23 protein-coding genes are annotated in these 22,062 nt (G+C 53.1%); 16 read left to right on the top strand and 7 right to left on the bottom strand.

The features are described 5' to 3' along the window. The first annotated feature begins 75 nt into the window (after positions 1-75). Entirely contained in the window at positions 76-498 is a 423-nt protein-coding gene (locus tag AB1I67_RS21400) for a hypothetical protein (RefSeq protein WP_367032320.1), read from the top strand. Between the two features lie 326 nt (positions 499-824). Here the strand turns inward: AB1I67_RS21400 and AB1I67_RS21395 are convergent, their stop codons facing one another. The 5 genes from AB1I67_RS21395 to AB1I67_RS21375 form a co-directional block, all read right to left on the bottom strand. Further along, positions 825-2,573: an NADH-dependent [FeFe] hydrogenase, group A6 gene (locus tag AB1I67_RS21395; protein WP_367032319.1), complete on the bottom strand. Its 1,749-nt coding sequence runs from the start codon at positions 2,571-2,573 to the stop codon at positions 825-827. A gap of 15 nt (positions 2,574-2,588) precedes the next feature. Next, positions 2,589-4,376, bottom strand: coding sequence for an NADH-quinone oxidoreductase subunit NuoF (nuoF, locus tag AB1I67_RS21390; protein WP_367032318.1), 1,788 nt, complete (start codon positions 4,374-4,376; stop codon positions 2,589-2,591). A 12-nt stretch (positions 4,377-4,388) separates the two neighbouring features. After that, positions 4,389-4,766: a (2Fe-2S) ferredoxin domain-containing protein gene (locus AB1I67_RS21385; protein WP_367032316.1), complete on the bottom strand. Its 378-nt coding sequence runs from the start codon at positions 4,764-4,766 to the stop codon at positions 4,389-4,391. A gap of 104 nt (positions 4,767-4,870) precedes the next feature. Continuing rightward, entirely contained in the window at positions 4,871-5,428 is a 558-nt protein-coding gene (locus AB1I67_RS21380) for an ATP-binding protein (RefSeq protein ID WP_367032315.1), read from the bottom strand. A gap of 5 nt (positions 5,429-5,433) precedes the next feature. After that, positions 5,434-5,928 carry an NAD(P)H-dependent oxidoreductase subunit E gene (locus AB1I67_RS21375; protein WP_367032313.1) on the bottom strand — a complete coding sequence of 165 codons (495 nt, stop codon included), beginning with the start codon at positions 5,926-5,928 and terminating at the stop codon, positions 5,434-5,436. A gap of 191 nt (positions 5,929-6,119) precedes the next feature. Here AB1I67_RS21375 and AB1I67_RS21370 point away from each other — a divergent pair, with 191 nt between their 5' ends. The 7 genes from AB1I67_RS21370 to AB1I67_RS21340 all read left to right on the top strand — a co-directional run bounded on the left by AB1I67_RS21370 (position 6,120) and on the right by AB1I67_RS21340 (position 12,083). Beyond that, positions 6,120-6,467, top strand: coding sequence for a DRTGG domain-containing protein (locus AB1I67_RS21370; protein WP_367032312.1), 348 nt, complete (start codon positions 6,120-6,122; stop codon positions 6,465-6,467). Continuing rightward, positions 6,467-6,892, top strand: coding sequence for an ATP-binding protein (locus AB1I67_RS21365; RefSeq protein WP_367032310.1), 426 nt, complete (start codon positions 6,467-6,469; stop codon positions 6,890-6,892). The genes AB1I67_RS21370 and AB1I67_RS21365 overlap by 1 nt, the downstream gene beginning before the upstream one ends. 33 nt (positions 6,893-6,925) lie before the next feature. Then, positions 6,926-8,326, top strand: coding sequence for a [Fe-Fe] hydrogenase large subunit C-terminal domain-containing protein (locus tag AB1I67_RS21360; protein ID WP_367032308.1), 1,401 nt, complete (start codon positions 6,926-6,928; stop codon positions 8,324-8,326). A gap of 44 nt (positions 8,327-8,370) precedes the next feature. Further along, positions 8,371-8,706, top strand: a complete 336-nt coding sequence (locus tag AB1I67_RS21355; RefSeq protein WP_367032307.1) for a hypothetical protein — start codon at positions 8,371-8,373, stop codon at positions 8,704-8,706. Then, positions 8,666-9,415 carry a PHP domain-containing protein gene (locus AB1I67_RS21350; RefSeq protein ID WP_367032306.1) on the top strand — a complete coding sequence of 250 codons (750 nt, stop codon included), beginning with the start codon at positions 8,666-8,668 and terminating at the stop codon, positions 9,413-9,415. Before AB1I67_RS21355 ends, AB1I67_RS21350 begins: the two co-directional genes overlap by 41 nt. Before the next feature lie 6 nt (positions 9,416-9,421). Continuing rightward, the gene (locus AB1I67_RS21345; RefSeq protein ID WP_367032304.1) at positions 9,422-10,003 is read left to right on the top strand and encodes a helix-turn-helix domain-containing protein; all 582 of its coding nucleotides are present in this window, start codon (positions 9,422-9,424) and stop codon (positions 10,001-10,003) included. A gap of 205 nt (positions 10,004-10,208) precedes the next feature. Then, complete coding sequence (locus AB1I67_RS21340) at positions 10,209-12,083, top strand: flavocytochrome c (protein WP_367032302.1); 1,875 nt, start codon at positions 10,209-10,211, stop codon at positions 12,081-12,083. A gap of 50 nt (positions 12,084-12,133) precedes the next feature. Here AB1I67_RS21340 and AB1I67_RS21335 read toward each other — a convergent pair whose 3' ends face one another. Next, on the bottom strand, positions 12,134-12,982 hold the full coding sequence (locus AB1I67_RS21335) for an AraC family transcriptional regulator (protein ID WP_367032301.1): 849 nt from the start codon (positions 12,980-12,982) through the stop codon (positions 12,134-12,136). 224 nt (positions 12,983-13,206) lie between these two features. Between AB1I67_RS21335 and AB1I67_RS21330 the strand changes: the two genes are divergently transcribed. From AB1I67_RS21330 to AB1I67_RS21295, 8 genes are all read left to right on the top strand, one after another. Then, positions 13,207-14,295, top strand: a complete 1,089-nt coding sequence (locus AB1I67_RS21330) for a TRAP transporter substrate-binding protein (protein ID WP_367032300.1) — start codon at positions 13,207-13,209, stop codon at positions 14,293-14,295. Between the two features lie 72 nt (positions 14,296-14,367). Continuing rightward, positions 14,368-14,859: a TRAP transporter small permease gene (locus AB1I67_RS21325; protein WP_367032298.1), complete on the top strand. Its 492-nt coding sequence runs from the start codon at positions 14,368-14,370 to the stop codon at positions 14,857-14,859. A 1-nt stretch (position 14,860) separates the two neighbouring features. After that, positions 14,861-16,141, top strand: a complete 1,281-nt coding sequence (locus AB1I67_RS21320) for a TRAP transporter large permease (protein WP_367032296.1) — start codon at positions 14,861-14,863, stop codon at positions 16,139-16,141. Positions 16,142-16,162: 21 nt separating this feature from the next. Then, positions 16,163-17,251, top strand: a complete 1,089-nt coding sequence (locus tag AB1I67_RS21315) for a Gfo/Idh/MocA family oxidoreductase (RefSeq protein WP_367032294.1) — start codon at positions 16,163-16,165, stop codon at positions 17,249-17,251. Beyond that, entirely contained in the window at positions 17,248-18,405 is a 1,158-nt protein-coding gene (locus AB1I67_RS21310) for a Gfo/Idh/MocA family oxidoreductase (RefSeq protein WP_367032293.1), read from the top strand. The genes AB1I67_RS21315 and AB1I67_RS21310 overlap by 4 nt, the downstream gene beginning before the upstream one ends. 190 nt (positions 18,406-18,595) lie before the next feature. After that, positions 18,596-19,855, top strand: coding sequence for a polysaccharide deacetylase family protein (locus tag AB1I67_RS21305; protein WP_367032291.1), 1,260 nt, complete (start codon positions 18,596-18,598; stop codon positions 19,853-19,855). 14 nt (positions 19,856-19,869) lie between these two features. Next, positions 19,870-20,043, top strand: a complete 174-nt coding sequence (locus AB1I67_RS21300) for a chorismate--pyruvate lyase (protein WP_367032290.1) — start codon at positions 19,870-19,872, stop codon at positions 20,041-20,043. Next, positions 20,040-20,738 (top strand): ElyC/SanA/YdcF family protein, encoded by a 699-nt coding sequence (locus AB1I67_RS21295; RefSeq protein WP_367032289.1) that lies wholly within the window; start codon positions 20,040-20,042, stop codon positions 20,736-20,738. Before AB1I67_RS21300 ends, AB1I67_RS21295 begins: the two co-directional genes overlap by 4 nt. Positions 20,739-20,777: 39 nt before the next feature. Here the strand turns inward: AB1I67_RS21295 and AB1I67_RS21290 are convergent, their stop codons facing one another. Further along, positions 20,778-21,983, bottom strand: coding sequence for a class I SAM-dependent rRNA methyltransferase (locus AB1I67_RS21290; protein ID WP_367032287.1), 1,206 nt, complete (start codon positions 21,981-21,983; stop codon positions 20,778-20,780). Positions 21,984-22,062: the final 79 nt, after the last annotated feature.

The following is a 22,062-nucleotide window of genomic DNA, read 5'->3' as shown; positions in this document are numbered from 1 at the left end:
AATTTGGAGGTGAGCGTCATTCGCGGGATCAGCAAGAAAAACGCAGCATAGAATAACTGTTTAGGAGGATAAAATATGTTTTGGGTTGTTTTTGTTGTTGGATTTTTAGGTTTTATGGCGTTTATGGTGATTCGCACGGAACGGAAAGTGGCTCGTTGGGATTATCGTTTCCGTAAGGATAAAGGAGTTTATTATTTTGAGGATGGTAAATTGATTTTAAATGCTGCTTATCCGCAAAAGCCGATCGGGGTGCCTGTGGCAGAGATTGACCATATTGTGTTTACATACGATATAATGTCAATGGAGGGTGGAAAATATACCCTAGGTTTGAGTATTGTAAAAAAGGATGGCACGACGACAAAAAACCTTGGGTTTGTCATCGTTCCATATATAAATCCACTTGACCCTCAGGACGCGGCAAAGGATTTGGAAGAACATGGCATTCGTTGCGAGCTGCCCTCTGGCCGTGGAACGTTTTTTGGCAATCGCAGCAAGTAAGATTTAGACCGTTTTAAAATCTTTCATTACAAAGAAGTATCCCTGTTAGAAAAGTCGAGGCTGTAAAAGTCTTGATCCTAACAGGGATTTTTATGCTATTGCGGGCAGCATTGTTCAAGCCTTTGAGGATGCCGTATCATAGCATGGAATTGTACATGTTTTTATTATGATTTTCCCAGCAGATATAGATGTTTCCGGGAAACGGCAGAATCAATGTCCGTATATGTACCTCCGGTTTAGTGGAGTAAAAAATAATTATACAAGTTAAAAAGAAGTACCCTCTGCGGAGATGGAATACTCCATCCCGCAGAGGGTATTTTCCTGTTTTAGTTATTGTTGATCTTCCTCTTCACATAAGTTGTATGCAGCAGGTGATGCGCCTTCTCGCTTCCAGGTTCGCCCAGATAGGTAGCGTACAGCTCCTTGATCGCCGGGTTCTCGTGGGACTTGCGGATCGGGTTATCTTTATCTGCATCATACAGCACCTTTGCACGCATAGCCCGGATATCTACGGTGTTGCGCACGTAGCCCGGCTGCTGCGGCTGGCCGCCGCCGTTGACACATCCGCCAGGACAGCCCATGATCTCGATGAAGTGGTAGTCGGCTTCGCCGGCTTTTACTTTCTCAAGCAGTTTTCTGGCGTTGCCCAGGCCTGAGGCCACAGCAACCTTTACATCCAGACCGGCTACCGGGTAGGTGGCTTCCTTGATGCCTGCGATACCGCGGACGTCGGTAAAGTCTAAGTTTGCCAGTTCTTCACCGGTCAGGGTCTCTACTGCGGTACGCAGGGCAGCTTCCATAACACCGCCGGTAGCGCCGAAGATCACGGCTGCGCCGGTACCCAGGCCCAGAGGAGCGTCGAAGCCCTCATCCGGGAGGTTCTGGAACTTGAGGCCAACCTTGCGGATCATACGGGCCAGCTCTCTGGTGGTCAGGGAGTAGTCCACATCCGGAACCCCGTTTGCTGCCTGATCCGGGCGCTGCACCTCAAACTTCTTGGCGGTACAGGGCATGATGGATACAGAAACGATATCCTCCGGGTTTAAGCCTTCCTTCTCTGCATAGTAGGATTTGGCGATTGCGCCAAACATCTGCTGCGGAGACTTACAGCTGGACAGGTTCTCGGTCATATCCGGGAAATAATGCTCACAGTATTTGATCCATCCCGGGGAACAGGAGGTGATCATCGGCAGTACACCGCCGTTCTGGACGCGGTCCAAGAACTCGTGAGCCTCCTCCATGATGGTTAAATCCGCGCTGAAGTTTGTGTCAAATACCTTGTCAAATCCGATCCGGCGCAGCGCGGCGGCCATCTTGCCTTCCACATTGGTGCCGATCGGATAGCCAAACTCCTCGCCGAGACCTGCGCGGACAGCCGGAGCGGTCTGCACGATCACATGCTTCTTCGGGTCTGCGATCGCGGCAAGGACTTCATCAACCTGGGACTTCTCCTGGAGAGCGCCAGTCGGGCAAACTGCGATACACTGTCCGCAGGATACGCAGCTGGTCTCACCTAAGCCCATGTTAAATGCGGAACCAATGGAAGTTTCAAATCCACGTTCATTGGCGCCAATCACGCCGATACCCTGTATTTTCTCGCAGACTGCAACGCAGCGGCGGCACAGGATACATTTGCTGTTGTCACGGATCATATGGACAGCGCTGTCATCCACACAGGATGGGGTGCGCTCGCCGTCATAGTATGCTTCATCCTCCACGCCAAGCTCTTTGGCCATCTGCTGAAGCTCACAGTTGCCGCTGCGGACACAGGATAAGCACTTGCGGTCGTGATTGGATAAGAGAAGCTGCAGGGTCTTTCTGCGGGAATCCAGTACCTTGGGGGTATTGGTCCATACTTCCATGTTCTCGTTAATCGGATAGACACAGGAAGCGACCAGGCTTCTGGCGCCCTTGACTTCCACCACGCACATGCGGCAGGCAGCAATCTCATTGATCTCTTTTAAGAAACAGAGGGTCGGGATCTCAATCTGTGCCAGCCGTGCGGCTTCCAGTATGGTGGAACCTTTTGGAGCGCTTACTTCTATGCCGTTAATTTTAATTGTAATATTCTCCATATCAATTCTCCTCCATTACTGTTTGTAGATTGCACCGAATTTACATTTCTCCATGCAGGCACCGCACTTGATACATTTATCCAGGTCGATGACATGTGGATTCTTGACGGAGCCGATGATGGCGCCCGTCGGGCAGTTCCTTGCGCACAAGGTACAGCCTTTACATTTATCCGGGTCAATGTGGTAGGAGAGCAGTGCCTTACAAACGCCTGACGGGCACCGTTTCTCTTTGATATGGGCTTCGTATTCATCCCGGAAGTAGTGGAGGGTGGACAGTACCGGGTTCGGTGCGGTCTGGCCCAGCGCACAGGCGGAATTCTCTTTCACATAGTAGCACAGCTCTTCCAGCTTATCTAAATCTTCCATGGTAGCGTTGCCTTTGGTGATCTTGGTCAGCATCTCCACCATGCGCTTGGTGCCTACGCGGCATGCAGTACATTTGCCGCAGGACTCCTCAACGGTAAACTCCAGGAAGAACTTGGCGATATCCACCATACAGTCGTCTTCGTCCATAACGATCAGGCCGCCGGAACCCATCATGGAACCGATGGAGATCAGGTTGTCGTAGTCGATCGGAATGTCAAAATGCTCTGCCGGGATACATCCGCCGGAAGGACCGCCGGTCTGTGCCGCCTTGAACTTCTTGCCGTTCGGGATGCCGCCGCCGATCTCCTCGATGACCTCGCGGAGGGTGGTACCCATGGGAATCTCCACCAGTCCGGTGTTGTGGATCTTGCCGCCCAGTGCGAACACCTTGGTGCCCTTGGACTTCTCCGTACCCATGGAGGAGAACCACTCCGGCCCGTTGATGATGATCTGCGGGATGTTGGCGTAGGTCTCTACGTTGTTCAAAATGGTGGGCTTGCCAAACAGGCCCTTCTGTGCCGGGAACGGAGGTCTCGGCCTTGGCTCACCGCGGTTGCCCTCGATGGAGGTCATAAGCGCAGTCTCCTCGCCGCAGACGAACGCGCCTGCGCCCAGTCTTAAGTCTATGTCAAAATCAAAACCTGTACCGAAGATATCCTTGCCGAGAAGCTCCATCTCCCTTGCCTGGTTGATGGCGATCTTCAGACGCTCTACAGCGATCGGATACTCGGCACGCACATATATGTAACCCTGGTTGGCGCCGATGGCGTAACCTGCGATCGCCATGGCCTCCAGGACTGCGTGCGGGTCGCCCTCTAAGATGGAACGGTCCATGAATGCGCCCGGGTCGCCCTCATCGGCGTTACAGCAGACATATTTCTGGTCGGCGTCATTGCCCTTGGCCAGCTTCCATTTGAGGCCGGTGGGGAAGCCGCCGCCGCCTCTGCCGCGCAGGCCGGAATCCATCAGGCACTTGATCACGTCATCGGGGGTCATCTCGGTGAGTACCTTGCCCAGGGCCTGGTAGCCGCCGGTACCGATATACTCCTCGATCACTTCCGGGTTGATGATACCGCAGTTGCGCAGTGCGATGCGGTGCTGTTTCTTATAGAAGTCGGTGTCTACCAAAGCCTTGACGCCGGACTGGGTCACAGTCTCCTGGTATAACAGCCTGGTAACAACACGGCCTTTTAACAGATGCTCATGTACGATCTCAGGGATGTCTTCTACTTTGACCATGGAGTAGAAGCTGGCATCCGGATAGACGATCATAATCGGTCCCAGTGCACAGAGACCGTGGCAGCCAGTCTGGACAACAGAAACCTCCTGTTCCAGTCCTGCTTTCTTAATCTCCTCTTTCAGGGTTTCCATAATCTGCTGGCTCCCGGAGGACGTACATCCTGTTCCGCCGCAAACCAATACATGTGAACGATACATTTGCGTTCCTCCTTATTTGATGTCTGCTGAAGCTAAGGTGTAAGCCTCTACAACATGCCCTCCGATCAGGTGGCGCTCCACAACCTCCGCCGCCTTGTCCGGGTTCATCTTGATGTAGGTTACTTTTGGTTTTCCGGGTTCCATGATCTCCACGATCGGCTCATACTGGCATAAACCGATACAGCCAGTCTGGGTTACGGATACTTTATTGGTCAGACCCTTTTCCTGTACCAGGTTGGACAGGGTGGTCAGGACCGGCCGTGCTCCGCTTGCGATGCCGCAGGTAGCCATGCCGACCACGACACGGGTGTGGGCATGGTCTTCCGCACGCATGCTCACCTGGCTCTGCATCTTCTCGCGGATCGCTCTCAACTCTTCAAGACTCTTCATGTGATTAGATTCCTCCATTAATGATACGTATTTGTGAAACGGTACGCTGATCCTCTGAAACAGGAAAATGTACCGCCCACAGTTGCTTATTCCGACAGTGTGCGTCAATAGACGGCGCCGCCGTCAGTTTCCATCTTGTTCTCAATCAAATATTCCCTGATGTATTCTGATATCTCCGGCTCGTCAAACGGAACCCCTCCCAGAATCTCTCTGAACTCCCGGGTATCCAGGGTAAAGGAAGCTCCGCAATAGCTGTAACGGTAGAGAAAATCAGATTCCGGGTGATAGACCACCAGTGTATGTATAGTGCTGGTAATATCCCCGAGCGGCATCCTGTCAATGTGCGACAGTACGAAGACGGCTGTCACCGTAGTGCCTTTACCCGGCTGGGACTCAATGGTGAAGCTCCCGCCGGTGCTCTCCGCCGCATATTTGAAAAATGGAACCCCAAGCCCTACCTTGCGGGTCGTGCGGCTGGTGAAAAACGGGTCTGTCACGTGAGATACCTGCTCTGCCGTCATCCCGCAGCCGTCATCCCTGATGATCACGGTAAGCCGGTCTGCAGCCATGTCCGCATCTACGGTGATCTCTATAAGAGACGCCCCGGCGCGGGTGGAATTCTCTGCTACATCCAGGATATTTAAGGAAATCTCAGGCATCATAGGCGTTACTGGTATTTGGCAAGGATGCCGGGGATATCGTCAGGGGTAAGACGTCCGTAGACCTCGTCGTTGATCATCATAACGGGCGCCAGGCCGCAGGCCCCTACACATCGGCAGGAATCCAGAGAAAACTTCCCATCTGCGGTGCATTCCCCGTTGGTAATACCGAGTAATTCTTCCAGTTTGCTAAAGATAGCGCCGGAACCTTTTACATAACATGCGGTGCCCAGACATACAGAGATCTGATATTTGCCCTTTGGCTGAAGCGCGAACTGGGCATAAAATGTAGAAACACCATAAATCTTTTCCAACGGGATGCCCGTCTCATCGGAAATCATGGTCTGGACTTCAATCGGGAGATAACCATAAATCTCCTGCGCCTGCTGCATGATCGGCATCAAAGCGCCTTTCGTGTCCTTCAGCTCTGCAATGACCTTCTTTAAAGCAGCTTCCTGCTCAGGGGTCCCGCTGAAAGGTACACCTTCTTTTTTGCAAGCCATGTTAAACCCTCCTCCTAATTTGCAGTTTGTCAAATGTACATAATATTTTATCATGTAACTGACAAAAAATCTACATAAATTGCATGTTAAATGAAAAACAATTTCCGAATAATGTTGATAATTCACATCTTCAATGCTATTCTTATAGTAGTGATTTGTTCGGATTATCTTATGACAGGAGGAGAAACCATATGACTGCAAGAGACGTTCAGAATATACTGGGAGCCAGGGTGCTGGCAGGAGAGGAGTTCCTGGACCGGGAGGTCCGGAGCGCATGCGGGTCAGACATGATGAGCGATGTGCTGGCATTTTCCAAAGACCACTCCGTGCTGCTGACCGGCCTGTGCAATCCGCAGGTGATCCGCACGGCGGAAATGCTGGATATCGTCTGCCTGATCTTCGTGCGGGGGAAAAAGCCGGATGAGACGCTCATTGAGATGGCGAAGGAGCGGGACTTGATCGTGATGGAGACCGGTCACCGGATGTTTTCTGCCTGTGGGATGTTATATAAGGCGGGGCTCGGCGGAGGTGCAGTATAATGGAAGACGCGATCGTTTTAAAATACCACATTTCCCCGGATGACTTTACCCGCGCGGGCGAGGCCAGCAGCGACGTGAAGGGGAAGCTGAAGCAGATGGGCGTCAGCCCCGAAGCGGTCCGCAAGGTGGCGATCGCCATGTATGAGGGGGAGATCAATATGGTGATCCACGCAAAGGGCGGGGAGATCACCGTGGAGATCACGCCTCAAAGGATCAAGATGGTCTTAGATGACGTGGGACCGGGGATCCCGGATGTGGAGATGGCTATGAAGGCCGGGTACTCTACTGCGCCGGATGAGGTGCGGAGCCTGGGGTTTGGGGCCGGCATGGGGCTTCCCAACATGAAAAAATATACAGACGATATGAAGATAGAGACAGAGCTTGGTGTGGGGACGGTCATCACCATGGAGGTCCGTCTGGAGTAGACGGCGTTCTGTCCGATAGGAGGTGTTGGCGGATTGGACAAATTTTACCATTCTGTGCGGCTGGATGAGGAGCTGTGCAAGGGCTGCATCAACTGTATCAAGCGCTGTCCCACCCAGGCGATCCGGGTGCGGGGCGGCAAGGCCCAGATCAACGGCAAATTCTGCATAGACTGCGGCGAATGCATCCGTGTCTGTCCGCACCATGCAAAGCGCGCGACTTATGACAAGCTGGATGTGATGAAGCAGTACCGCTACACGGTGGCGCTGCCTGCGCCGTCCCTGTACAGCCAGTTCAACAATTTAGACGATGTGAATATTGTGCTGAATGCCCTTCTTTTGATGGGCTTTGACGATGTGTTTGAGGTCAGCGCGGCGGCAGAGCTGGTCTCGGACGCCACAAGGGAATATCTGACGCAGCATGAGGACAATCTGCCGATCATCAGCACAGCCTGCCCGTCGGTGGTGCGGCTGATCCGGGTCCGGTTCCCCAACCTGATCCCGCATCTGCTGCCATTGAATCCCCCGGTGGAGGTGGCAGCGATGCTGGCGGCAAAGCGGGCCATGAAGCAGACCGGGTTTGCCAGAGAGGACATCGGGATCTGCTTTATTTCCCCGTGCCCGTCCAAGGTGACCTATGCGAAGGCGCCGCTGGGGACGGAGAAAAGCGAGATCGACCATGTGCTGGCGATCAAAGAAGTCTATCCGCAGCTTCTGTCCCATATGAAGGCTGTGGGGGAGGATGCGGAGGAGCTTAGCACCTCCGGCAAGATAGGGATAAGCTGGGGACGGAGCGGCGGTGAAGCGGGAGGTTTATTTACAGAGAATTACCTGGCGGCGGACGGCATCGAGAATGTGATCCGGGTGCTGGAGGATCTGGAGGACCAGAAGTTCTCCAATCTGAAATTTGTGGAGTTAAACGCCTGTAACGGGGGCTGTGTCGGCGGGGTGCTGACTGTGGAGAACCCTTACGTGGCGGAGGTGAAGCTGAAACGCCTGCGCAAATATATGCCGGTGGCGCGAAGCCACATGGATATGGAGGAGAACGCGGAGCAGATCGTGCCCTGGACCACAGGGGTACAGTTTGAGCCGGTGTTCAGCCTGGGAGACAATATGATGGAGAGTTTCACAAGGCTCAACCAGGTGGAACGGCTGTGCAAGAAGTTCCCGGGGCTGGACTGCGGTTCCTGTGGGGCGCCCACCTGCAAGGCCCTGGCAGAAGATATCGTGCGGGGGCAGGCCAGCGAGAAGGACTGCGTCTATTATCTGCGTGAGAATCTGCACCGGCTGTCGGAGGAGGTCTCCATTCTGGCGGACGATCTGCACGCGGGCAATTCAGGAGGCCAGGAGACTTTGAATATCTTAAAGGAGTATATCCAGAGGATCTCCAGCGAGATGTCCCTTTTAGACAACCGGGACGGGGACGAGGATCTGTAAGGCAGCCAACAGATGAATAAAAAGCAATCAAGAGGAGAATGGATATGACAGTTCAGCAGTTGATCGACAGCGGGGAGTTTCAGATCGTAAATGTGGGGGAGAACACGGAGCGGGAGATCACTACCCCGTTCTGCTGCGATCTTTTGAGCATCGCCATGGGGCATGCGCCGGAGGGCTGCGCCTGGGTGACGGTGATGGGGAATATGAATACGCTGGCAGTGGCAACCCTGGCGGACGCGGCATGTATCATCATGGCGGAGGGCGTGGCCTTAGACGAGGTGGCTTTAAAGAAAGCAAAGGATCAGGAGATCACGGTCCTTGGCACGGAGAAGCCGATCTTTGACGCGGCGCTGTGGGTTTACAGGCAGGGCCATGGTTGACTTAAGCTATGACCTGCATATCCATTCCTGCCTTTCCCCGTGCGGGGATGATGATATGACACCGGGCAATATCGTGGGCATGGCAGCCATCAAGGGGCTGGATGTGATCGCGGTGACAGACCACAACTCCTGCAAAAACTGCCCGGCGGTGTTAAAGCTTGCGCAGGAGTATGGCGTGATGGCGATCCCCGGCATGGAGATCAATACTTCGGAGGAGGTTCACGCCGTATGCCTGTTCCCGGAGCTTTCCCAGGCTATGGATTTTGACGCATATGTGTATGAACGGCTGATGAGATTTCCCAACAACGAGGCTATTTTCGGGAAACAGCAGATCTGTGATGAGAATGACGAGTGGGTGGGGACGGAGCCGTACCTTTTGATCAACAGCGCGGACATTTCCTTTGACGGCCTGTGGGAACTCACGGAGTCCTTTGGCGGGGTTATGTTCCCCGCTCATATTGAAAAAACGGCGAACAGCCTGATTGCGAATCTGGGATTTGTGCCGCCGGACAGCCGTTTTAAAACGGCGGAGGTAAAGGATCTAAAAAAGCTCCATCAGGTGAGGAAGGAAAACCCTTATCTGGAAGGGTGCCGGATCGTCAGCAATTCGGACGCCCATTATCTGGAGCACATCCATGAACCGGAGCTCACGCTCCCTGTGCGGGAGCGGTCTGTGCAGGCAGTGATCGATTATCTGAAAGGAATTTAAAGGAACATGGGTGCAAGGAATCTGGAAGAAGAACTGATCGCGGAGGGTATCCGCCAGCTTAAGGAAAACGGTATGGACGGGTTTTCAGCAAGGGCGGTGGCGGATGCCTGCCATGTCTCCTGCGCGGCTCCTTTTAAATATTTTAAGGGGCGGCAGGAGTTTTTTCTGACCATTTCCCGGCGTCTGGATGAGGAATTGTCAAAGTCCATGGAGGCGGTCAGGGACCGTTTCCCGGGCAGGTATAAAGAGGCTCATCTGGCGATGAATGAAGCGTACATCGGCTGCCTTTGCAAGTATCCGTTTCTGATCGACCCGTCGTTCTGGCATACGATCGATGAGACACAGCTCGGGATCCGCAAATGGAAAAGCTTTCGCATGATGGCGGACCAGTTCCGTTTTTATTGCCGGGAGCATAATCTTTCAAAGGAACTGGAGCGGGCTTATTACTTTAATTTTCAGACGTTGGCGTATGGGAGCGCCTTCGTCATCAACAGCGGCCTGATGCTGGAGGGCGAGCGGCCGGAGGACCGGATCCGGGAGCTTCAGCAGCGGATCTATGAGAATCTGGAAAAGACGGCGGGGCGATAACAGGTAACCTGTTTGAGTTTCCGCATTTTGCAGCGGCGGCGGCCGGGGGACAGAGCAGAAGCGGTTTTGCTCTGTCCCCCGGCCGCCGCCGCTGCAAAATGCGGAAACTCAAGGCAACTTGTACTTGATTTATAACGTTGGATATGATAAAATTTTAACACAAAGTTAACAGTGTTAACCTAACACGAAAGGGAGGATTTTATCTATGAGAAAGAACCGACGTTTTGCAGCCCTTGCAATGGCTGCAGTCATGGCTGCTTCTCTGGCCGGTTGCCAGGGAAAGCCTGCGGACACGACCACAGCGGCAGAGACCACTACCACGGCGGCGCCGTCAGATGCAGAAGCAGGAGCCTACACACCGGGGACCTACAGCGCGGTTGTGACAGGCATGAAGGAGATGACCGTGAACGTGACCTTCAGCAGTGACGCCATCACGGAGATCACGCTGGATCATGAGGAGACCCCGGGCATCGGCGAGCCGGTCTGCGAGTCCATGCCGGCGCAGATCATCGAGCTTCAGGGGCTTGGAATTGATGCGGTTTCCGGCGCGACGCTGACCAGCAACGCGATCCTGGAAGGCGTTGCTGACTGTGTGAAGCAGGCGGGTGGCGACCCGGAGGCTTTAAAGGCAGTGAAGCTTGAAAAGATTGCGGAGGCCGACGAGGAACTGACCGCAGATGTGGTCGTGATCGGAGCGGGCGGAGCCGGTATGGCGGCGGCTGTTACGGCAAACCAGGATGGAAAGTCTGTGATCGTGATTGAGAAGACTTCCAATATGGGCGGCAATACCGCTTTGGCAGGGGGCGCTTTAAATGCTGTGGATGACGGCAGCGAGACTGCTCTGGCGAGAAATGACAGTGTGGATTTCCATTATGAGCAGACCTACGAGGGCGGAGACAAGCAGGGCGATCCGGATCTGGTTCGCACCCTGGTTGAGAATGCCTGGGACGGTGTAGAATGGCTGAAATCCCTGGGGATGGAATTCCAGGACGGCGTATTCACCGTGACCGGCGGTATGTGGGAGCGCGCGCATAAGCCGGTGGAGCCGGAGGGTTCCGGTTTCTTCAAAACTTACAAAGGCTATATGGAAAAGAATGACGGCATCACCGTGAAGTACAACACCAAAGCAGAGCATCTGATCATGGAGGACGGCGTTGTGACCGGTGTAGTGTGCACCGGTGAGACCGGGAACACCGTCACTGTAAAAGCAAACAACGGTGTTGTTCTGGCAACCGGCGGCTTTGGCCAGAACGTGGAGATGCGTGAGAAGTACAACGAGGAGACCAAGTTATGGCCGACTCTGGATGAGACCATCCCTTCCACCAACACCACCGCGATCACCGGCGACGGTATCGTGATGGCCGAGGAAATAGGCGCAGATCTGGTGCAGATGGGCAACATCCAGCTGCTCCCCCTGGGCGATCCGAAGACCGGAAGCCTGTCCGGCAACATTGAGCATGCGGTAGAGAGCCGTATCTTTGTAAACAAGGAAGGCAAGCGTTTTGTAAATGAGGGCGGGCGCCGCGACGAGATGACCTTAGGCCTGTTCGATCAGCCGGACAGCACCATGTACATCATTATGGACAGCGACGGATACCCCACCGGCGATGAGGTAAATAACTTCAACGAGACCATCAATGACCTGGTAGCCGCAGGGCGGGCTTACAAGGCGGATACCTTAGAAGAGCTGGCGGAGAAGATCGGCGTACCGGCGGAGAACCTGGTTGCCAGCGTGGAAGAGTACAACCGCCACTGCCTGGGCGGCGATCTGGAGGGACAGCCAGATGAATTTGGCCGCACCCTGTTTACAGACACCGACAAGGTAAACAACGGCATCAACGACGGTCCATTCTATGCAGCGGAGCGCGTGCCGACCGTGCATCATACCATGGGCGGCGTAAAGATCAACACCAACACGGAAGTGATCGATAAGGACGGCAATGTGATCCCGGGCCTGTACGCAGCCGGCGAGGTGACCGGAGGTATCCACGGAAGCAACCGTCTGGGCGGCAACGCACTGACTGATACGGTGGTATTCGGCCGGATCGCAGGCAAGAATGCTGCGGCATATACAAAATAAGTCTGAGCAAAAGTAAAAAGCGTTTGGCGATATCTGTCGCCAGACGCTTTTTACTTTTGGAAAAATTCTTTCGGGCTGCATCCAAATTCTTTCTTGAAGAGTTTGTAAAAGTTGGAATAATCCTGAAACCCGCATCGCGCGGTGGCTATGGCGAGAGGACATCCTTCTTTTACCATTTCGGTCAGGACCGTCAGCCGCACTTTTTGTACAAACTGATAAGCCGACATGCCGGAGATCTCCTTAAACTGGTGCATGAAATAGTACTTGTTGAAAAACAGATGAGCCGCCAGATCTTCTACGGTTATCTTTTCGTTCAGATGATTTCTCACATAGCTCTCTACGAGAGGAATGATCTGGATGTTCTTGTTTTGTTTGCCAAAGGAATAGATAGAGGGGGTATCCATGTATTTGTTAAACAGGACAAAAAGGGCGGCCAGGGTGCTTCGGCCAAGGATTTTGGAACCATAGGTATCCGGCGAATGGTACAGCTCAAACAGTGTGTCCAAATGCGCCGTGATCTGGGAATGCAGGGCGGGAGGATAGTGATAGACTTTAAATTCATTTGCGGTAAATATCGCCGCCAGATTCACATTGCCGCAGGAGAGTTCCTGCAGCACCTCGGGAGAAACATGCAAAGCCATTCTCTCATAGGGCACGGAAAAATCCAGGACCTCCGGGAAATGCTCCTGCAGTTTGTTGATGAAAAGAAAATCTCCCGGCGCGAGAAAAAAGGAGTTTCCGGCTGTGGAATACTTCACATGGCCGGAAATCAGGATATACAATTCATAGAATTTGTGGCAGTGTTTGTAAATCCTGTCTTTGCTGGTGTCGTAGTAAGAATAGATGCGGTAATCCTCATTGATCACAAACTGATGATCTGTAAAGGGGATTTTTTGCATGTTGTACATCACTCCATTAAAATTTGTTCATTAATTATACTTTTATTCTAATAAAATCTGGCGGGAAAGCAATGGTAAATACTGTTATATTAATAACGAAAACCATAATATTCGCAGGATATACCACCTTGAGAGCATCTATTACCATCGTTATATAAATCACATAGTGTTATAATGTCCGCATAAGAAACTCAACAACAAAATACAAAAGGAGAAGGTGTATTATGAAAAAAAGAGTTTTACTTATGGCAGCAGTCCTGACAGCGGCGGTCATCGGGGGATGCAGCTCTTCCGGAAGCAGTCAGCCGGCAGCAACAGAAGCGGCAGCCGCTGAAGCCGCAGGGACGAAAGCGGCGCAGAGTGAGGCGCTACAGACAGAAGCGGCCAAGCCTGCTGACGATGGCAGGGTGTATGAACTGCGTACAACGACGAATCAGGCACAGACCGGAACCATCGGTAAGGCCCTGGAGTTCTTCTGCAAGACCGTAGAGGAGAAATCAGGCGGAAGGATCAAGACTACCGCCAATTTCGGAAGCGAGCTGGGAAGCCAGTCCGAACAGGTGGAGATGTGCCAGGCAGGAGCGTTGGAGCTTGTGCTGGCGGCTCCGGGAACCGGTCCGGGCGTATGGGTACCGGAACTGCAGATGTATGAGTTCCCGTTTCTATTTGACAGCAATGACCAGTACCGGGAAATCACCAGGGCCATGGAGGATGAAGTCAATAACAGACTCGGTGAGTATGGTTTCTATACATACGGAACCATGTCCATGGGGTCAAGAGATATGCTGACCGTATCTCCGGTGACCAGCTTAGAGGATATGAAGGGCTTAAAGATGAGAGGCCCGAATGCAGTGTATATTTCCATGTTTGAGAGTCTGGGGGCATCGGGAACGACCATGGACTGGAATGAGGTTTACACTGCGCTTCAGACAAAGGTTATGGATGGAATGGAGGCATCACCTTCCATGATCAACTCCATGAAGTTCCAGGATAATGCAAAAAACCTTGCGATCACCAATCACTGCATGGCATGTATCCAGTTCTATTTCAATGCAGACTGGTTTAAGGGCCTTCCGGAGGATCTGCAGCAGATCGTCAAAGAGTCTGTGGACGAGACAGAGGCTTATCAGGACGCGTTGGATGACGAGGACAATGAAGCGGCTCTGGAAGTGATGAAGAGCGAAGGCGTTGTCATAACAGAACTCCAGGATATCGACAAATGGGTGGAAGCCTGCCAGCCGATGCTGGAGGAGTACAGGGCGAAAGGGGATAACTGGAATTCCTTTATTGACATGATCATTGAGCTAAAGTAGGGACGGACGTTACAAAGAATAAGGAAAAGCAGGGGAGTGGCAGACACTCCCTTGTGTTTATAAGGAGCGTATATGGTAGGAAAACTATATAAAATACTGGATAAAATCCGCTCGTGTGCGATCATTACCATGCTTGGAGGGATTGTGGCGCTGAGCCTGGTGCAGATCACGCTGCGGTACTTTACCTCGGCAAGCCTGCGGCCGTTTGCATGGGGGGATGAAGTCATCCGCCTGACAGCCATATGGGTTGCATTTTTGGCAGCCAGCGTTGGGGTAAAGCATAACTCCCACCTCAGTGTGGAGTTTTTCCTGAAAAAATTCCTGTCGGAGAAACAGATGATCTATGCGAAAAAAGCAGCGACAGTTATCGTTATCATTGCACTTTTGGCAGTCATGAGGGAAGGGGTCATCTATACTCTGAACAGCAGAAAGACCATGCTTCAGAATCTGCCGGATCTGTCGATCGCCTGGTTTTATGCGGCAATACCCGCCGGTTGTGCATTTCTGATCATGGAGTACTCGATTACGCTGTTTCAGAAACCGGTGAGAAAGGAGGAGCAGTAATATGCTGGAGGCGTTGCTCGTATTTGCAGTCCTGATGATTTTTATTTTTCTGGGGTTTCCAATCTTTATGTCAACCCTTATGACGGCGATCATCTTTGTCATTGCAATGGATATTCCGTTTTCCCTGGTGACGATCCGTCTGTTTGGAAGCATTAACTCCTTTGCCTTAATGGCGATCCCGTTTTTTGTCCTGGCCGGAAATATCATGGGGAAGGCGCAGATCACCGACAAGCTGGTCAACTTCGCCAATGCTGCCGTGGGGCAGTTTAAAGGAGGGCTGGGATACGTTAATATCATTACCTCCATGCTGTTTGGCGGGATCCAGGGGTCCGGCGCAGCGGATGCATCGGCTATCGGCGGAATGCTGATCCCGGCTATGGAAAAGCAGGGGTATGACAAAGATTATGCAGTTGCGGTGACGGCAGGCTCTTCCATGCTGAGCCCGATCATTCCACCCAGTATCGCCATGATCCTTTATTCCTTTTATACGGAAACTCCTGTGGCAAAGCTGTTTCTGGGCGGGGTGATCCCCGGCATTTTAATCGGCTTCTTACAATGTGGGGTAAACTATGTGGCGTACCGCCGCAGAGGATATGATATCGAGATCACCAGATTTTCGCTCAAGAATTTCCTGCGCACGTTTTGGGATTCACTGGCAGCCCTGATCACGCCTTTGATCATTCTCTGCGGAATTATTTTTGGGCTGGTGACTCCGACGGAATCCGGCGTGCTGGCGATAGCATACAGCCTGTTTTATGGTTTTTTCATTTCCAGAAAATTGAAGATCCGGGATTTCCCGGAGATCATTGTCAATTCGGCTGTGACCACAGCGGTTGTGTTTATGACGATTGCGGCGGCCGGCGTTTTGGCCAATGTGCTGGTCCGGATGCAGCTTCAGAAGGAAGTGCTGGACTTTGCTGTGAATACCCTTGGCAATCCTTTGCTGGGCACCCTGTTTTTGTGTGTGGTCTTTATGGTGCTTGGATGTTTCCTTGATCCGACCATACTGATCGCCATGTTTGCAGGCATTGTTGTGGCGGTTGGAAACGCGTTTGGATTTGACCCGATCCATTATGGAGTGATCATGATCATTGTGATGCAGATTGGTGCGATCACACCTCCTGTAGGCACATTTTTGTTTATTGCCTGCGGGGTGGCGGGGCTGCCGCTTGAAAAGAGCGTGAAGCCGCTTCTGCCGTATATTGGAGTGATCTTCCTGGCGCTGATCTTTATGTATCTGTTCCCGGGGATCGTGACGTTTTTGCCCGGGCTTATGGGATAAAAGAGAAGAGGAGAGAAAATTATGCAGATAAAAGCAGATGGACAGAATTATGCGCCGAAAGGGAGGGCGTCGGCAGTATGTGCACCGGGAGAATTTCCGGTGGGGATCATTGGTCTGGATCACGGTCATATCTTTGGCATGAGCAACGGCCTGTCTGAGGCGGGGGCGCATCTGGCAATGGTATATGATCCGGATCCCGAAAAGGTTGCCGCATACTGTGCGCAGTATGAAGGGGTCAGAGCCGCACGGTGCAAAGAGGAAATTCTGGAAAATGAACAGATTAAAATGGTCCTGTCCGCGGCCGTCCCGGCGCAGCGGTGTGAGATCGGTATCGAGGCCATGGAACACGGCAAACATTATTTTGCTGACAAACCGCCTCTCCTGACGTTGGAGCAGCTGGCTCTGGCCAAAGCTGCGGCAAAGCGGACGAACCGGAAATATGCCGTATATTACAGCGAACGCCGTCATGTGGAGGCGGCCGTATGCGCGCAGCGGCTTCTGGAGGAAAAGGCCATAGGCGATATCATCAGCATTTCCGGATTTGGACCTCACAGAGCCTCACTGGCTACAAGGCCGGACTGGTTTTTTGATAAGGAGCAGTATGGGGGGATCCTGGTGGATATCGGCTGTCATCAGATCGAACAGATGCTGGTATATGCAGGCGCCAGGGATGCGCGCATTGAGTACAGCCGTATCGCCAATTTCAGGCATAAAGAATATCCGGGATTTGAAGATTTCGGCGATATGATGCTTACCTGCGACAATGGCGTGGCGGCTTATGCCAGGCTGGACTGGTTCACCCCGGATGGGCTCGGGGCCTGGGGAGACGGAAGGACTTTTATTGTGGGCACCGACGGCTACATAGAGCTGCGCAAATATATCGATGTGGCAAACGACCGTGAGGGAGACCATATTTACCTTGTCAATCATGAGGGTGAGCGCCATATAAAAGCTGCGGGGCAGGCGGGCTTTCCATTCTTTGGACAGTTGATCCGCGACTGTCTTGACGGGACCGGATCTGCATACGACCAGGAGATGGAATTCAAGGCCATTGAGCTTGCGATCCAGGCGGAAGCCATGGCCCGGGTGATAAAACAGGAGGCGGTATGATAAAAGTGGCAATTATCGGAGCCGGTGCGATCGCCGGCGTCCATGCGGAAGCATTCAGCATGTTCCCTGAACGATGTGAAGTGCGTGCTGTTTGTGATATCTACATAGATAAAGCGGAAGCGTTGATCAAAAACAAAAAACTGTCAAATGCTAGGGCCTACCCGGATCTGGAAACAGCCATAAAGGCGGAAGAAATAGATGCAGCAGCCATCTGCCTACCGCCGTCAGCCCATGCCGGGATGGCAGTCAGCTCCATGGAACTGGGCTGCCATGTCATTGTGGAAAAGCCGATGGCCAATTCTCTGGAGGAATGCGACCGGATGATCGAAACTGCGGCGAGGACCGGAAAGATACTCAGTGTGGTCTGCCAGAACCGTTTCAAGACCCCGATGCACCGGGTGCATAAGATGCTTCAGGATGGAGTCGGCGGACCGGTGACGCACGCGATGGTGAACTCCCTTTGGTGGAGGGGAGAGAACTACTATGATATCTGGTGGAGAGGGACCTGGGAGAAAGAATGCGGAGGCTGTTTCACCAGCCATTCCGTCCACCATATTGATTTGCTTGTGTGGATGATGGGTATGCCGGAGCAGGTAACCGCTGTCATGAAAAATGTGGGACATCACAATTCGGAACTGGAGGACGTGGGCATGGCGATCTTGGAATATCCGGATGCCTTTGCTCACATTGCCACCTCCATTGTGGACTATGGCGAGGAACAGGAGATGGTATTCCAGACCAGGGGCGGAAGATTCAGCATTCCCTGGAAGCCGGCGGCGGCGACAGCCCTTCCCAATGGATTTCCCAGGCAGGATACAGCCGCGGAGGAAAAACTGGACCGTATCTACCATGAGATCCCGGAGCTGGAGTTAGAAGGGCATCCGGCTCAGATTGACAATTTCCTGAGCGCGGTCATTGGAGACGCGCCTCTTCTCACCGGAGGCGAGGAGGGCCGCAAAGCCATTGAAGTGATCATGGCAATCTATAAATCCTGCGTCACAAGGCGGACTGTGACGCTCCCTCTGCAAAGCGACGACGATTTCTATCGGAAAGAAACCATGGTGAAAAAAATGCCGCACTTTTATGAAAAGGTGAAAAGTATCGAGAATTTTGCTGCAGCGGAGATCACATTGGGCAGAGATGTGGGGAAATAATACACAGCGCTCCCCTCCAGGTAACTGGTCCTGGAGGGGAGCATTTTTTATCTGTTTTCATAAAGCCATGTCTTGTATTTAAAGAGTCATTCATGTATACTAACCAGTAGTAACAGCCCTTGACGGATTCTGTTAGTTGCGTAGGATTCCGGACGGTTACAAAATCATGAAAGATATGGGAGATAAGAGAATGAAACGTTTACAGTTAAAAGCGATCGCTACTGTTGCAGCCGCATGTATGGTGTTTACCATGCAGCCGGCCTATGCGGCAGAGCAGTCGATGCGGATATATAATTCGCCGGTTGTTGTGGCAGGTGGAGGACCGGCCCAGGGGAGCGGCAGTTCCTCCTCAGTAAATGCCCCAGGAGGACCGGGAGGTTCGCAGGCTCCTTCCGGGCCAGGCAGTTCTCAGGCTCCGGGGGATTCAGCCTCGACAGGCGGATCACCTGCAGCGCCAGGCGGATCACCAGTGTCCCCGGGCGGATCTTCGGCGTCTCCGGGTGGTCTGGCAGCCCCAGGAAGTGCGCCTTCAGCACCGGGAGGTTCGGCGGCGCCAGGCGGGTACTCGGAAGCCCCACAGTCCCCGGCACACAGCAGCGGTCAGGTGCCGCCTGGAGATGAGGGGACCCATCTGTCAAGTGTTATTACTGTAGGCGGAGCAGCAGACGCGGCGGCCCAGCAGCAGGCAGCGGCAGACGCGGCGGCTCAGCAGCAGGCGGCGGCGGAAGCGGAGGCGCAGCAGGCAGCAGCGGAAGCGGCGGCCCAGCAGGCAGCAGCGGAAGCAGCGGCCCAGCAGCAGGCGGCGGAAGCAGCGGCCCAGCAGTCCGGCGGCCGGGCCATCGACCCATCAAAGCCGATGGTGGCGCTGACCTTTGACGATGGCCCCCAGCCGTCGGTGGGCAACCGGATCATGGACTGTCTGGCACAGTACGGCGGACGGGCCACCTTCTTTATGGTGGGCGACCGGGTGGCGTCCCGGAAGACAGAGGTCCAGCGGATGGTACGGGAAGGCCATGAGGTGGCGAACCATACCATGAACCACAAATACCTTCAGAAGCTGGGAGCGGCAGAGATCCAGGCCCAGGTGACAAAATGCAACGATGCGATCGAAGCGGCCTGCGGCGTGAGGCCAACGATCATGCGCCTGCCCGGAGGCAATTACAATTCCACGGTGGTGGCTAATACCCATATGCCGATGATCCAGTGGAATATCGACACATTAGACTGGAAGACCAAGAATGCGGATAAGACCGTGGCGGCCGTGCTGGATCATGTGAAGGATGGAGATATCGTACTGATGCACGAGCTGTACAGCCAGAGTGGAGACGCCGCTTTAAGGATCATTCCGGAGCTTCACAGAAGGGGCTTTCAGATGGTGACTGTCAGCGAGATGGCGGCGGCGAAGGGCCATACGCTGCAGGCTGGAAAGCTGTATTCAAGTTTTCGGTAAGAGGGAGGAGCAGGATGGGTTCTTACGACTATGTAGTGGCGCAGATAGACGGAGATTATGCACGGCTTGTGCGGCTGGACGAGCCGGACGGGGAGCCGAAGCTGGTGGCCCGGGCGCTGCTTCCGGAGGAGATTGATGAGGGCACGAAGCTTCACTATGAAATGTTTGAGTATACGGTGACAGGATGAAAAGAAAGAGATTAGTTGGCATATTGAAAAAGGGGATCGGTCTCCTGATTTTTCTTGGCATAGCCCTGTCTGCAGGGATGATTGCCGGGAACTGGCATCTAAAAAGCGTCGCAGAGAAAAAAATATGGGATGACTGGACAGCCTTGTCTGACCAGAAGATGGCCGGGGACTGTATCCTTGTGCTCGGCTGCGGTCTCCGCCCGGACGGGGAGCCGACCCAGATGTTGAAAGACCGGCTGGATGAGGCAGTCGCGCTGTATAAGCAGGGCATGGCGCCCAAGCTTTTGATGAGCGGTGACCATGGGCGTGTGCAGTATGATGAAGTGAACAAGATGAAAGAATATGCCATGGCACAGGGGATTCCTTCAGAAGATATTTTTATGGACCATGCGGGATTTTCCACCTATGAAAGTGCATACCGTGCGAAAGAGATATTTCAGGTACAGTCCATGATCGTGGTGACGCAGCAGTACCATCTCTACCGGGCGGTATATGACGGGAATTCTCTGGGGATTGACACATGGGGAGTCCCGGCGAAGAAGGTTCGCTACGGCGGTCAGACCAGGCGGGATCTGCGCGAAGTGCTGGCGAGGAACAAAGACCTGTTTTACTGCATGATAAAACCGGAACCTACCTATCTGGGAGAGGCGATTCCGGTCAGTGGGAATGGGAATGTGACAAATGATAAAGACTAATGGGACAGGCTTTCTTTTTCCATAATGGAGAAAGGAAGCCTATTTCTCATCACAAACCTGGAAAATGTAAAATTTCAAATAATAGGACGACTGATCGCCTGACCAAAGGATGGGATGGTCAGCTGCCTGGGTCCGGTATTCCACCTGGCGCAGGCGCTTGTGGACATTGTTTGCGGCCTCGCGGATGGTCTTTGTAAACAGCTCCGGATCCATGAAATGGGAACAGGAGCAGGTAGCCAGATATCCGCCGTCCTTCACTAACTTCATCCCCCGGAGATTGATCTCCCGGTAGCCTTTTACCGCGTTCTTGATGGAACTGCGGGACTTGGTGAAGGCAGGTGGGTCCAGGATGACCACATCGAATTTCTCGCCCTTTTTTTCCAGCTCCGGAAGCAGGTCAAATACATCGGCACATAAAAACTCTACCCGGTCGGACAGACCGTTGAGCGCGGCATTTTCCCTTGCCTGGGCGACGCCCAACTCTGAGGCGTCCACCCCAAGGACGGAGGACGCGCCGGCGATTCCCGCGTTTAAGGCAAAGGAACCGGTGTGGGTGAAGTAGTCCAGCACCTTTTTGTCTTTGCACAGCCGCTGGATGGCAAGCCGGTTGTACTTCTGATCCAGGAAAAATCCTGTTTTCTGTCCGTCTTCCACGTCTACCATGTAGTGGACTCCATTTTCCACAATCTCCACTTTGGTGTCAAACGTTTCCCCGATAAAACCTTTGAAACGCTCCATGCCCTCCTGGAGGCGCACCTTGGCGTCGCTGCGCTCATAGATGCCGCGGATGATGATACCGTCCTCAGCCAGTACCATTTTCACTTTCTCAAGAATGACCGGTTTCCATCGGTCGATGCCGAGCGCCAGGGACTCTACCACCAGGACATCGGAAAATTTGTCAATGACGATCCCGGGAAGGAAGTCCGCCTCGCCAAAGATCAGGCGGCAGCTGCCGGTATCCACAGTGGCTTTGCGGTATTCCCAGGCATTGCGGACCCGCATCTCTATGAAAGCATCATCCACGACGGCGTCCTTTTTCCGCGTCATCATGCGCACGGTGATCTTGGAACGGGTGTTGATAAAGCCCTGTCCCATGGAGTATCCGTCAAAGTCCTTTACATAGACCATGCCGCCGTTTTCAAATTCCCCCTCAATCTTATCAATCTCATTATCATAGATCCAGGCCCCGCCCGCTTTGACGGTGCGGCCTTCGCCTTTTTTCAGTATTACGGATGCAGTTGGCATAGGTGGTATTCTCCTTAATCAATAAAATAAATACATTGTGCCGCAAATACAGCAAACAGCTCTGGGTAATATGGTACCA

Source organism: Clostridium sp. AN503 (genome assembly GCF_040719375.1).
Lineage (GTDB): Bacteria > Bacillota > Clostridia > Lachnospirales > Lachnospiraceae > Brotaphodocola.
Note: the sequence above shows the minus strand (reverse complement) of the source record. Positions and strands in the feature narration are given on the sequence as shown.

Coding starts and splice junctions, on each gene's coding strand:
- AB1I67_RS21400 (WP_367032320.1), top strand. CDS start 76: ATGTTTTGGGTTGTTTTTGTTGTTGGATTTTTAGGTTTTATGGCGTTT.
- AB1I67_RS21395 (WP_367032319.1), bottom strand. CDS start 2,573: ATGGAGAATATTACAATTAAAATTAACGGCATAGAAGTAAGCGCTCCA.
- nuoF (WP_367032318.1), bottom strand. CDS start 4,376: ATGTATCGTTCACATGTATTGGTTTGCGGCGGAACAGGATGTACGTCC.
- AB1I67_RS21385 (WP_367032316.1), bottom strand. CDS start 4,766: ATGAAGAGTCTTGAAGAGTTGAGAGCGATCCGCGAGAAGATGCAGAGC.
- AB1I67_RS21380 (WP_367032315.1), bottom strand. CDS start 5,428: ATGATGCCTGAGATTTCCTTAAATATCCTGGATGTAGCAGAGAATTCC.
- AB1I67_RS21375 (WP_367032313.1), bottom strand. CDS start 5,928: ATGGCTTGCAAAAAAGAAGGTGTACCTTTCAGCGGGACCCCTGAGCAG.
- AB1I67_RS21370 (WP_367032312.1), top strand. CDS start 6,120: ATGACTGCAAGAGACGTTCAGAATATACTGGGAGCCAGGGTGCTGGCA.
- AB1I67_RS21365 (WP_367032310.1), top strand. CDS start 6,467: ATGGAAGACGCGATCGTTTTAAAATACCACATTTCCCCGGATGACTTT.
- AB1I67_RS21355 (WP_367032307.1), top strand. CDS start 8,371: ATGACAGTTCAGCAGTTGATCGACAGCGGGGAGTTTCAGATCGTAAAT.
- AB1I67_RS21345 (WP_367032304.1), top strand. CDS start 9,422: ATGGGTGCAAGGAATCTGGAAGAAGAACTGATCGCGGAGGGTATCCGC.
- AB1I67_RS21340 (WP_367032302.1), top strand. CDS start 10,209: ATGAGAAAGAACCGACGTTTTGCAGCCCTTGCAATGGCTGCAGTCATG.
- AB1I67_RS21335 (WP_367032301.1), bottom strand. CDS start 12,982: ATGCAAAAAATCCCCTTTACAGATCATCAGTTTGTGATCAATGAGGAT.
- AB1I67_RS21330 (WP_367032300.1), top strand. CDS start 13,207: ATGAAAAAAAGAGTTTTACTTATGGCAGCAGTCCTGACAGCGGCGGTC.
- AB1I67_RS21325 (WP_367032298.1), top strand. CDS start 14,368: ATGGTAGGAAAACTATATAAAATACTGGATAAAATCCGCTCGTGTGCG.
- AB1I67_RS21320 (WP_367032296.1), top strand. CDS start 14,861: ATGCTGGAGGCGTTGCTCGTATTTGCAGTCCTGATGATTTTTATTTTT.
- AB1I67_RS21315 (WP_367032294.1), top strand. CDS start 16,163: ATGCAGATAAAAGCAGATGGACAGAATTATGCGCCGAAAGGGAGGGCG.
- AB1I67_RS21310 (WP_367032293.1), top strand. CDS start 17,248: ATGATAAAAGTGGCAATTATCGGAGCCGGTGCGATCGCCGGCGTCCAT.
- AB1I67_RS21305 (WP_367032291.1), top strand. CDS start 18,596: ATGAAACGTTTACAGTTAAAAGCGATCGCTACTGTTGCAGCCGCATGT.
- AB1I67_RS21300 (WP_367032290.1), top strand. CDS start 19,870: ATGGGTTCTTACGACTATGTAGTGGCGCAGATAGACGGAGATTATGCA.
- AB1I67_RS21295 (WP_367032289.1), top strand. CDS start 20,040: ATGAAAAGAAAGAGATTAGTTGGCATATTGAAAAAGGGGATCGGTCTC.
- AB1I67_RS21290 (WP_367032287.1), bottom strand. CDS start 21,983: ATGCCAACTGCATCCGTAATACTGAAAAAAGGCGAAGGCCGCACCGTC.